This window comes from Clostridioides sp. ES-W-0016-02 (assembly GCF_020641035.1).
Classification (GTDB): Bacteria; Bacillota; Clostridia; order Peptostreptococcales; family Peptostreptococcaceae; genus Clostridioides.
On record NZ_CP061361.1, the window covers coordinates 2927554 to 2939023 of the forward strand.

Sequence of the window (11470 nt, forward strand, 5' to 3'; positions counted from 1 at the left end):
ACCTCCTCTCTTTACTCAGTTTTTAAGTGTTTTTTCCAATATAAGTATATCCCTAAGCATATTGCTAATAAGGATATAAATAAAATGCGAATAAAATTTACACTATTATTCATAGCATTTACTGTTTTCATATTTTGTACGGTTGGTGATTGTTTAGGTGATACTAAGGTATACGGAACACCATCTTTATCTTTTTGATTAATACTCCAAGACTGAGTCAATACTATCTTCTTTCCAACTTTAAACTTGTCATCAACATTAACTTTTAAAATAATTTCTCCAGGTTGTACTTCATTATTTAATGTTAATTTACCTTCCTGAGATATATTTACATTGTTTTGTTTTTCTACAAATGAGTACTTAATTTTTGAACTCTGTTCCAGTCCTGACACTTTATATTGACTTATACTTTGACCCAATACAGGTATTTGTACTTCTTCATCACCAATTATTTTAATATTATGCAAGGATTCAAGTTGCTCCTCTAAAAGTAAAGATACTTTTCTTATAGTAATAACATTATGTTCTTCACTAGATGGAATAAATGTGATTCCCCACCCGTTAATATCTGATAGAACATCTGAATCTAACATGACATTATTTTTATCATTTATAAAACTGCTAAAATTCACATAAATTTTTCCCTCAAACTCACCTGGTATATCTATGCATCCATCTTTTATTTTATCTGAATATATTATATTTTGATTTTCAATAAATATTTCGCTACCTTCTTTTAACTTAAAGTCAAGCGTATCCTTACTTTGTATGTTTAAATTAATTCGCTGAGGACTTTTATTCTTATTTTGAATCTCAATATAAAAATTATGGAATACATTCCAGTCATCTTTTATATTTTTATAAATATATAGATAACGTTCTTTATTATTTTTAGAACTATCTGTCTCTATTTTTATACTTGTATTTTCATGTATGATGTTAGCACTTAAATTACTTTCCACCTTTTTAAAAGATAAATCTAAATTTTTATTACTTATTCCTGAACTTGTAAAAGTACTGTTTATAAAAAAAATAAACACTAAAATAAAATATTTTAAATAACACAAAAATACTTTTAAAATTTTCATTTTATCTCTCCTAAATATATTTCATTGGCTCAAACTCATCTGTGCATTCGTCTTTCTTTTCATTAGGTTTTGAAATTATAATTGTTTTATGTTGTAATATCCACTCCATCATTTCCTCTCTTAAAAATAAATTTTGCATTATACTATCAATATTATTTACTTTGTATAAAACACCCCTCATATCGGCTTTACCTTCACATAAATCACACTCAAGTATAATATTTTCATTAAGTTCTATTTCTATTTTTTGAGGATAAATATCTTTATTTTCAAAACCTAGTAATACATACTGATAATTAAAATTTACCAGTTTTACCTTACCTATATTTTCTATATCACTTTGGAAATTTGTATTAATTCTTGGACTTCTTCTCGATAAAGTTTTAGATTTTTCAATACGTTTTTTTACATTAATTTGCAAGTCATCAAAAAAACCTAATTGATTAGATATTGTCATTGGCAAAGTCGGCACCCTATCATGAACAATACACATCCAATTATCAAATTGATTATCTTCAATGTGTGTAATGTAACATGCATACTTCCACTTTGAGTTTATTTCCACAACATTAACTATCTTTGCCTTCATACTGGCTATATATATTTCATTTCCTGATTTTTCTTTAAACTCTACCTCAAATTCTTCTGGAGAAATATACTCTGGATTTTCCAACAAAAACGCAAATCCATTTTCTGATATATCAATTGTTTTTGAAGAAAGAATGTACGAATTTTGCTTTAGTTTAAAATCAATTTCAGCAACATAACGCTCAGATTTTCTTAATTGTTGTCTTCCTGATATAAACAGCATGGCCATAACAAGATTAAAAAGATTTCCAATTAACCAAAACAGTACGACTGAGTATGTCATTGAATTCATTTTAAATATTGATATAAACATCTTTAAGATTCCTATTATAGATAGCACTATGTATATAAAATATGGTGCTCCTTGCAAAACCTTATATATTCTTTTTTCTTCTGCTTTACTCTTATTGGTCACTGAAAATTTATTCTTAGATATTGCAAATGTTTCAAGTATTACTGCTGGCATTAAAGACTGAAACATTATAGTTTCATATATATTAGTCCATCTTGTGTTTCTTATATTTTGAGAAAATATTTTAAGGGATAAACTACTTAAAATATACATAGGTAACCAAAATATCAATACTTGAAGTAATGTGCATTTTACAACAATTACATTAAAGACTGAAAATAAAATGGGAGCCATTATATAAGTAAAGCGTTTTATACTTGCATACCAATAAGTAATTGAAGAAATATAACTTATTTTCTGCCAAAATCCTAAACCTTTTCTAAACAAAATATTCAATCGTCTACCTGTCTGTATGCATCCACGTGCCCATCTTTCACGTTGTTTAATAAGGCTTTTTAAATCTATTGGAGATAATCCTGATGCATGTACTTCTGGAATAGCATAGCATCTATATCCTTTACTTTGAATTAAAATACCTGTTGCAAAATCTTCTGTGATAGAAAAAGTATAAAATCCTCCAACTTCATCTAAAGCTTCTCTTGAAATAACTGTATTACTACCACCATAAATTACAGAATTGGTTTTATTTCTAGCTAATTGAATATCTCTATAAAAATAATCTTGTTCATTTGGAATTCTACCTTCAGAGTGTAAATTAAATTGAAATAAATCTGGATTATAGAAACTTTGTGGTGTTTGCACAAAACCAATCTTTTCGTATTGTTCTTTTTCTCCATCTTTTTTAGCCTGTTCATTTTTTAAAAAGTATGGTACTGTATCAATTAAAAAATCATGCATTGGTATCATATCTGCATCAAATGTAGCAATCAAAGGAGAGTTTGTATGCTGCATTGCATTATTTAGGTTTCCAGCTTTGGCTCCTTCTCTTTCTGTTCGAGTTATATAATTGACACCCATTTTTTCTGACAGAAGACGCATTTCTTCACGATTACCATCATCACATATATATATATGTACCTTTTTCTTATCAGGATATTGCATATGAAGACATCCATTTATTGTTTTTCTTACCAAGTCAACAGACTCATTATATGTTGCAATAAATACATCCACAGGTGGATAAAGTTCTTCACTTATAATTGGCTTTTCAGGATACTCAATATTAGACATTCCATAATAATGTACAAACATTTCCATCATCCCTATTAACTCCACTGAAAGTAGTATTATCGCACAAATTAATGCAAACATCCCTTCTTCTTTAGGTATTGTATAAAAAATTCTCCACAATATATATATAATATTAGTAATAATAGTTAAGGTTATAAGTACCTTTTTTGAATTTTTCTTCATCAAATCACCTCTTTCCTACTAGTGCATTCAATATCTCTTCATCCCAAGTACCTTCAACTTGATTATATATTCCAAATCCAGAGGCAAGTTCCCAGTAAGCCCATGAAAAATTTCGTTTTTCAGCCTCTTCTCTTACTGCTTTTATCCAAGCTACTCTTGAAGCTTCTGGTGCCTCTTTTGTTATTCCAAACTCTCCCAATAAAACTTTTACATTATTTTTATTAGCCCATTTCTCTACTGTATCAAATCTTTTCTTTAGATACTCAAGTTGTTCATTTGTTCCTTCCCAAGTAATATTGCTTAAGTTCTCAAACCCTTTATGATAGATATTTCCTTGGAATGCAAAATCATTTGGTTCATAATAGTGAAATGAAACTACTATATTAGAGTTTTTAGGAATATTTAAATCCTTTAAATAATCAATTTGGTAGTAATTGTATGGACCCACTATAATTGTCCTTTTAGGATTAGTTTTTCTAATTATATTTATAGCTTCTTTAAAGTATTCATTTAGTAACTGTGGAGATAGGCTTTCTTTAGGCTCATTTAATAATTCAAAAACCAATTTTTTATCATATTTTTGATATCTATTAGCTATTTGTTGCCATATTTTTAAAAACTTCTCTTTATTAGTTTGTGGTTCTTTCATAATGTCTTCAAAGTGATGTAAATCTAACACAACTACTAACTCTTTATCCAAAGCATACTTTATATGTCCATCAATCTTTTTGAAGAATTCTTCATCAATTTTATAATCATTAGAATCTGAGGTGTAATCAGAAAATCTTACTGGTATACGGACTGTATCAAAACCTGCCATTTTTATATCATCAAAATACTTATCTGACATTTTAACATCCCAAGGAAAATTTTTTGGTGATTCTAACGCATTACCTATGTTTATTCCTCGTTGCATTGTAACTTTATCATTATCTCCTCTTATTATAAAATAAAATCCAATAAAAGCTATACTCAAAAAGGCTGCTATACTAATACCTATTCTTTTTATGTTCCTCTCCCCCTAACTTATTTTTTGTATAATATTACTTTACTAGTTTTAGTCTATCTATAGAAGCTTTAATATCATTAGTACCCTATTATAACAAATTAAATTATATCATGTTATCTCTAATTATGCTTCTTTATAAATTTTATTCTAAATATACTTTTAAAAAAATATAAGGCAGTATATCTTAAAATAACTTTGATTATTTCTCGATATAATGCCTTATATTTTTTATAACTTATCTAACAAATCTAAAACTTGTTTTTTGACCTTATCATATCCAAAATTATCTAGTGAATATCCAAGCTCTATATTTCCGAAACCTTTAATTTCAGCATTTTCTTTTTTATTTAATAGAGTTTGCATAAGCTCAACTTCTATATATTCTCTTCCCTTTTCTTTTTCTAACATAGTAAATAACTCAAAATCTTGTATGCCAAATCTTAAGTTTTCCATTCTAACACTTCTAACAGGCTTTAAATCTTTTCCAGGATAAACAAAGAACATATCTCCAGCTTTCCAAATAGGGAATTTGTAACTTGCGTCTTTCCAAGGGTCTTCTGTCCATAAATTATAATCCCATCTTAAAAATCCATCAAGACCAAAATAATAAGTGTACCACCCTATTATTCTATTTTCTACAAAAGGAGAACTTATAAAACTATTTGGTTTTTCTGGGAAACAACAAACAAACCAAGTCAATATTCCACCTTTATCATGCATTTTTTTCTTTAGATTTTCTATATCTTTATAATTTTGAATAGTAAGTTTTAAATTTATTGACATGTCATCAACTTCATCTTTAGCTCTATCTAAAAAGTTTTGGTCATGAGTTGCTGATTTATATTTAACTTGATGAGTACTTACAGTAGAGTTTATAAATTTGATACACTCTTTTACAACCTCTGGATTATTTGGTTCATCGGCTATAATTCTGATGCTATCCCATAGACCACATTCTATTAAATGATTTAATACTAATCCTATATACTCTTTTAAATCATCTGTATTATTTATGAATTTAAACACTTTGTCTTTTTCATCAAAGTATCTTACTCTTATAGGGTCTTTATAGCCCTCTATAGGGTTTCCAAACTCTCCAGCACACCAATTACCTAACAGACCAAATAAATCTATCTCCTGAGCCATTTTGTACTTACTAGCTATACTTATATACTTGTCCATGCTTTCAAAATTACACTTGATATTTCCATCTAAATCTTTTGAGACACCTACCATGTTGTATTCATATAAGTTTGATGGATTTTTATAGACTTTATAACAACTTTGACCTGCCCATGGATAATCTGAAACTATAACTGTTGCAACTTTTTCTCCTAAAGATGCTAGTTCTTTGAGATAATTATCTATTATCTCAAAATGTATATCAGACCACAATTCAACTTTATACATTCTAGCTAGACAACTTGGATGTTGCCATAAATCTAAAAAGAATTTACTTTCGTCCAAAGGCTTTAACACAACATTTTTTACTTCTATAGGCACATCAACTGTAAAAACTTTTTCTTCATCTTCATAACCAAAACTTTTGAATATATCAATACTTATATTAAACTTATTTCCTAAAAAATCCTCAGGTACTTGCCCTTCAATCCAAAACGTTTGAGGCAAATATTGTTCCACTAGTACATCTTTATCTCTCAAAATAGCATCATTTACAAATGCTTTTGTATCATCTTGAACGTACCCTAATATATTTATACTAAAATTATTTTCTAATCCATCAGGCACATTTAGACCTAATCTTACTCTATTTCCCAAGCCTTTCCATGATATAGCACTACTACCATCAATTGTGCAATTAAATTCTTCTGTAGCTTTCAGCATAATTTGAAATGCAAATTTTTCACCTTTAGCTACTACAATATTTAAATCCTTATGTTCCCAAGTTTCAGCTTCTATAACTGAGTATTTATTGTGTTTAAATGTGCAATCTTTCAATATATATGAAATTTCCATGTTTTGATTTCCTCCGCATCTATAGTTTTATTTTGTATTTTTAAATTAGACTATTTAACCTTTTATACCAGATAAAGATACACCCTCAACAAATTTACTTTGTAAAATTAAATAGAAAATAAATGGAGGTAAAAATGTTATTGTTGCTCCTGCCATCATTTGTCCATAATTTGTTATCTGGAATGTCTTAAGAGTGGATAACCCTACTGTTAATGTCCTCATTGCATCTTTAGTTGTTGCTATAAGAGGCCACATAAACTCATTCCATGCTCCCATGAAAGTAAATATAGCTAGTGTAATTAATGCTGGTTTGATTAGAGGTAACACTATTTGTACTAAAATTCTAATGTCTGAACAACCATCTATTTTTGCTGATTCTAAGAGTTCTTTTGGTACTCCTAAAATAGCTTGTCTCATTATAAATACACCAAATGCAGTTGGTATTGGCATAATAAGAGCCAAATAACTATTTATCCATCCTAAGTGTTTCATTATTATATAAAGTGGTATCATTGTAACTTGAGATGGTATAATTAAAGTCATTATCATAAATAAAAATAACTTATCACTACCTTTAAAATCCATCTTCGCAAAAGAATACCCTGCTAATGTACTAAATACTAAGTTTAACAGTACTCCTGAAAAAGATACTATGGCTGTGTTTAAAAAATATTGCGTAAATCCTTTTTTAGTAAATATATCTATATAGTTTTGAAGTGTTACTGTTGAAAAAGATATATCCAAATTGTATGAATTATATGTTACCTTTAATGATATTATCAACATGTATATAAATGGTACTAAGCTTGTACATGCTATAAATAATAGCAACCCATCACTCAATAATCTCTTTGTTGTTTTCATATTATACCTACCTTTCTAAAAATCTGAACTGTCTCGTTTTACAAGTTTATTTTGTAAAATTGAAACTACTGCTATCAACAAAAATAATACATTTGCTACAGTCATTGCATATCCAGAATTGAAGTTTTTAAAGTTTAAGTTAAATGCATGCATAACTATACTCATAGTAGATATCCCTGGACCTCCACCTGTCACAGTATAAACCAAGTCAAATACTTGTAACGACCATATTGTTCCTAAAAACACAACCATTATTGTAGTTGGCTTTAGTAGTGGAACTGTTATTTTCATAAATTCTTGAAGTTTTGTAGCTCCATCAACCTTTGCTACCTCATAACAATGTTTTGGTAAATTCATTATAGCTGAAATATAAATTACCATAAAATATCCTATATTTTTCCACATAGATATAAACATAAGCGTAGGGAGTGCTGTTTTACTATCTCCCAAAAGTTTAGATGATTCTATTCCAAAAGCACCTAACAATTGATATATAATTGAACCTTCTCCATTTAATAAAGCTCTCCATACCATACCAATCAAAACCATAGACGACAATACAGGTATAAATATAGCTCCTTTAGCAAATGAAGCTATTTTACTATTTCCTTTTCCTGTAATCCAAACTGCCAAAATCAACGATAAAATAGTCTGGCAAGGTACTACTATAATAGCAAATTTAATCGTATTTATAATAGATACTTTTAATGTCTCATCTGTAAATAATTTTTTATAATTTTCTAAGCCTATAAATGTTGCTGGACTAATAATATTGTACTTTGTAAAACTAAAGTATATTGACATTATTATTGGTAATACATAAAATGCCACTAAAATTATGCCCAATGGTAATATGTATATATATGGTTTAATATTTAATTTTAATTTTTTTCTTGTTGAATTTTCTTCAAACTCTCTAACTAAGTTATTCATTTTTATCCTCTCCAATATAAATATTAGCATTGTACTTATAAATACAATGCTAATTTTAATCTGTAAAGTATTTTATAACATCTTACAGCCTTAAACTTTTATTGTGCTAATAAATCATTTGAATATTTTGCAGCATCATCTAACGCTTGTTTTGGAGTTTTATCTCCTGAAATCATAGTTTGAAGTTCTTTCCATAAATATTCATATATTTCAACACCATGTGGTCCTACTACCAATGGTCTATATACATCCTTATCATTTTCAACCATTGCTTTAAATCTTTCATCACCTTGATATGGTTCACCTTTTGTTATTGGTGCTCTTGGTATCGCTTTATGGAATTCTGTCATTGATTCAACACTTAACATATGTTGTATTAATTTATATGCAAGTTTTTTATCTTTTGCTGATGACATTAAAGATAAATGGTCTACTGCTCCAAAAGTTGCAGCTTTCTTGTCTTCTAAACCAGTCACAAATCCCCAATTTAAATCTGGGAATGACTTATCAAATACACTTGTTGCAGCAGAAGACAACATTATAGTAAAGGCTGCTTTCCCTGGTCCAAATACACTTTCTATCATTTCATTGCTATCTTTAGATAAAGAATCTTCAGGTACATATGCTTGTAATTCTTTTAAGAAATTAGCTGCTTCTAAACCACTCTTATCATTAAATTTAACTGATTTTAAATCATCATTAAATATATCTCCACCAGCTTGCCATAAATATGGATACCAGTTCCAGTTCATGTTACCAAAAGTTTTAGCTCCCCATCCTTGAGCTAATCCCCATTGGTCTATTTTTCCATCGCCATCAGTATCCTTTGTTGCTTTTTGGCAGATTCTTTTAAAATCTTCCCATGTTTTAGGAGGTTTTTCTCCTATTTTATCTAGAATATCTTTGTTGTAGTATAATACACCTGGATTTGCTGCTTGGAATGGCATTCCATACATTCCACCCATCATTTCAGATGTTTTTATGTAAATAGATTGTTCTTTATCCTCTTTAGTTGCATAGTCAGTTAAATCTTCTACTGCTCCACTTTGTATAAACTGAGGATACATTTCTGCATACATATATCCAACATCAGGGCCTTCATCAGCACTTATGGCTGTTGCAAATTTTTCTGAATAATTTTCCCAAGGAATTATCTGTAAATCTACTTCACAGTTATTTTTTTCCTCAAATTTATCTAAAATAGGGTCCCAAACTTCCTTCATATTATCTTCTACTGGTGGCATCCAAAGAACTAGCTTTTCTTTTTCCCCATCCTTTTTTGCATCTTTTCCACTACCACTTGAACACCCTGTTATAAGTGTTGTAGTCATAATTGCCACCATAGCTAGTGAACACAATTTTTTCAACATACTCACCTTAATTCCCTCCATCTTGTTTGGTTTTTCTTTTTTCATTGTAATTCTACATAATTTTACTCCATTTAAAATATTATCAAAGCATGTATTTCTTGTCTAATCAGTTTTTTCTATATATTTTTTTTTATTATAGTTTTTTTCTATAGTGCCATTTTTAATTTTATTTTTTATGGCAATCAATATAGTTAAAATAAACTAGAATCTTTTAGTAAAATTTTTAATTTTAAAGTCTCTTTTATTAAATTACAACACAAAAAATAGACCATATAATTATATGGTCTGTTTTCATCTACTTAAAAAAGTTTATTTTTTAGGTCTAAGTTCAGCTTTATCTCTTTTTATTTCTTCTAATATTTCTTTTAAATTATACTCAACACTAGAAAGCACATCTTCTGCATATTCAATTGAACCAATTCTTATCTCATTGGCTATTCTTTCAGCCCTATCAACTATATCCTTAGCTCTTTGGTCTGCTTGAACAACAGGTTCACTTGACTCTACATAGGCTTTTACTACATCTTCAGAATTTTTCTTTAATTCTTCTATATTTTCTTGATATTCTTGCTGTATTCTTTCAGCTTCTTTTTGTGCTTGTTCAACTATGTTTGTAGCATCTTGTTTAGCTTGGCTTATTATTTTATTTCTTTCTTTATTTATCCAGACTGCCTGTGTTACTTCCTCTGGTATTAAAGTTCTTATATCATTAACTATTGCTAAAACTTCATCCTTATCTACAGTGCATTTATGAGAAAACGGAATTGTAGAAGCACTTCTAAATATCTCCTCTAACTGATCAAATAGTTCAATCATTTCTAAATCTATCTTCATATATCAATTACCCCCAGTAGTTTTTTTCTTTAATTCTTCCAAAACAATTTTTGGAACCAAATTTTTTATATCAGCATCAAAGAGCAAAACCTCTTTTATTAAAGATGAACTTATAAATGAATATTTTGTACAACTTGGTAAAATTATAGTCTCTATATCTGGATTAAGCTCTCTATTCATATGAGCCATTTGAAGCTCATAATCAACATCTGCACCACTTCTTACACCTCTAACTAATGCTCCAATTCCATTTTCTTGACAGTAACTTATTAATAGCCCATCAAAAGTTACAACTTTTATATTCTCTAGATGGCTTGTACTTTTTTTTATAAGTTCTACTCTTTCATCAAAGCTAAATAGACCTTTTTTATTAGGATTATTTAGGACTCCTATTTGTAATTCGTCAAATAACTTCGAAGCCCTGCAAATAATATCTAAATGTCCATTAGTGATTGGGTCAAAGCTTCCTGCAAATATAGCTTTTCTAGGTTTATTTTCCATTTTATGCCTCCATCTTATAAAAAGTTAATGTAGTATTTCCATATTTTTTATCTTTAGTTTTTTCTAACTTACATATTTTATCTGGAAATAAATCATTAGTATCATGTTCTACAACTATTATTCCATCTTCATTCAATAAATTGGAATTATCAATTTTTTCAATAGCTTCTATAAACATATTTTTATAATACGGAGGGTCCATAAAAATTATGTCAAATTTACTATTTTGTAACTTAAGCTTATCTATAGCAGTTTTAAAATCAAGGTTTAAAATAAAACTCTCATTTTCAACCCTTGCTTTTTTTATATTAGATTTAACAATTTCTATACTTTCTTTACTAATATCTACAAAAGTACATTCTTTGGCACCTCTTGACAAACACTCTATCCCTAAAGAACCAGTTCCAGCAAATAAATCTAGAACTTCACTTTCCATTATATATGAATTTATTATATTAAATAAAGACTCTTTTACTCTATCCGTTGTTGGCCTTACATCTTCATTTTTTGGAGTATTTAATTTTAATCCTCTTGCTTTTCCTGAAATTACTCTCAATATGACAATCTCCCTTCAGCACAT

At 28.5% G+C, this 11470-nt stretch carries 10 protein-coding genes; all 10 read right to left on the reverse strand.

The annotated features are described in order from the left end of the window. Nucleotides 1–11 precede the first annotated feature (11 nt). Nucleotides 12–1088, reverse strand: a complete 1077-nt coding sequence (locus tag IC758_RS13905) for a hypothetical protein (RefSeq protein WP_227824197.1) — start codon at nucleotides 1086–1088, stop codon at nucleotides 12–14. A gap of 10 nt (nucleotides 1089–1098) precedes the next feature. After that, complete coding sequence (locus IC758_RS13910; protein ID WP_227851503.1) at nucleotides 1099–3402, reverse strand: glycosyltransferase; 2304 nt, start codon at nucleotides 3400–3402, stop codon at nucleotides 1099–1101. A gap of 4 nt (nucleotides 3403–3406) precedes the next feature. Continuing rightward, nucleotides 3407–4378: a glycoside hydrolase family 5 protein gene (locus IC758_RS13915; RefSeq protein WP_227860536.1), complete on the reverse strand. Its 972-nt coding sequence runs from the start codon at nucleotides 4376–4378 to the stop codon at nucleotides 3407–3409. Between the two features lie 261 nt (nucleotides 4379–4639). Beyond that, nucleotides 4640–6388, reverse strand: a complete 1749-nt coding sequence (locus IC758_RS13920; protein WP_227432499.1) for a DUF4091 domain-containing protein — start codon at nucleotides 6386–6388, stop codon at nucleotides 4640–4642. A 54-nt stretch (nucleotides 6389–6442) separates the two neighbouring features. Then, a complete protein-coding gene (locus IC758_RS13925; RefSeq protein ID WP_227851501.1) occupies nucleotides 6443–7252 on the reverse strand; it encodes a carbohydrate ABC transporter permease in 810 nt (269 codons plus the stop codon). Nucleotides 7253–7267: 15 nt separating this feature from the next. After that, a complete protein-coding gene (locus IC758_RS13930) occupies nucleotides 7268–8185 on the reverse strand; it encodes a carbohydrate ABC transporter permease (RefSeq protein WP_227432497.1) in 918 nt (305 codons plus the stop codon). Between the two features lie 98 nt (nucleotides 8186–8283). Further along, nucleotides 8284–9600: an ABC transporter substrate-binding protein gene (locus IC758_RS13935; RefSeq protein ID WP_227845603.1), complete on the reverse strand. Its 1317-nt coding sequence runs from the start codon at nucleotides 9598–9600 to the stop codon at nucleotides 8284–8286. Between the two features lie 264 nt (nucleotides 9601–9864). After that, on the reverse strand, nucleotides 9865–10389 hold the full coding sequence (locus IC758_RS13940; RefSeq protein WP_227432496.1) for a hypothetical protein: 525 nt from the start codon (nucleotides 10387–10389) through the stop codon (nucleotides 9865–9867). Between the two features lie 3 nt (nucleotides 10390–10392). Continuing rightward, nucleotides 10393–10890: a pantetheine-phosphate adenylyltransferase gene (gene coaD, locus IC758_RS13945; RefSeq protein WP_227432495.1), complete on the reverse strand. Its 498-nt coding sequence runs from the start codon at nucleotides 10888–10890 to the stop codon at nucleotides 10393–10395. 1 nt (nucleotide 10891) lies between these two features. Beyond that, nucleotides 10892–11446, reverse strand: coding sequence for a 16S rRNA (guanine(966)-N(2))-methyltransferase RsmD (rsmD, locus tag IC758_RS13950; protein WP_227432494.1), 555 nt, complete (start codon nucleotides 11444–11446; stop codon nucleotides 10892–10894). Between the last annotated feature and the right edge of the window lie 24 nt (nucleotides 11447–11470).

Excerpts from the sequence above, each read along its gene's own strand:
- IC758_RS13905 (WP_227824197.1), bottom strand. The coding sequence starts at position 1,088 with ATGAAAATTTTAAAAGTATTTTTGTGTTATTTAAAATATTTTATTTTA.
- IC758_RS13910 (WP_227851503.1), bottom strand. The coding sequence starts at position 3,402 with ATGAAGAAAAATTCAAAAAAGGTACTTATAACCTTAACTATTATTACT.
- IC758_RS13920 (WP_227432499.1), bottom strand. The coding sequence starts at position 6,388 with ATGGAAATTTCATATATATTGAAAGATTGCACATTTAAACACAATAAA.
- IC758_RS13925 (WP_227851501.1), bottom strand. The coding sequence starts at position 7,252 with ATGAAAACAACAAAGAGATTATTGAGTGATGGGTTGCTATTATTTATA.
- IC758_RS13930 (WP_227432497.1), bottom strand. The coding sequence starts at position 8,185 with ATGAATAACTTAGTTAGAGAGTTTGAAGAAAATTCAACAAGAAAAAAA.
- IC758_RS13935 (WP_227845603.1), bottom strand. The coding sequence starts at position 9,600 with ATGAAAAAAGAAAAACCAAACAAGATGGAGGGAATTAAGGTGAGTATG.
- IC758_RS13940 (WP_227432496.1), bottom strand. The coding sequence starts at position 10,389 with ATGAAGATAGATTTAGAAATGATTGAACTATTTGATCAGTTAGAGGAG.
- coaD (WP_227432495.1), bottom strand. The coding sequence starts at position 10,890 with ATGGAAAATAAACCTAGAAAAGCTATATTTGCAGGAAGCTTTGACCCA.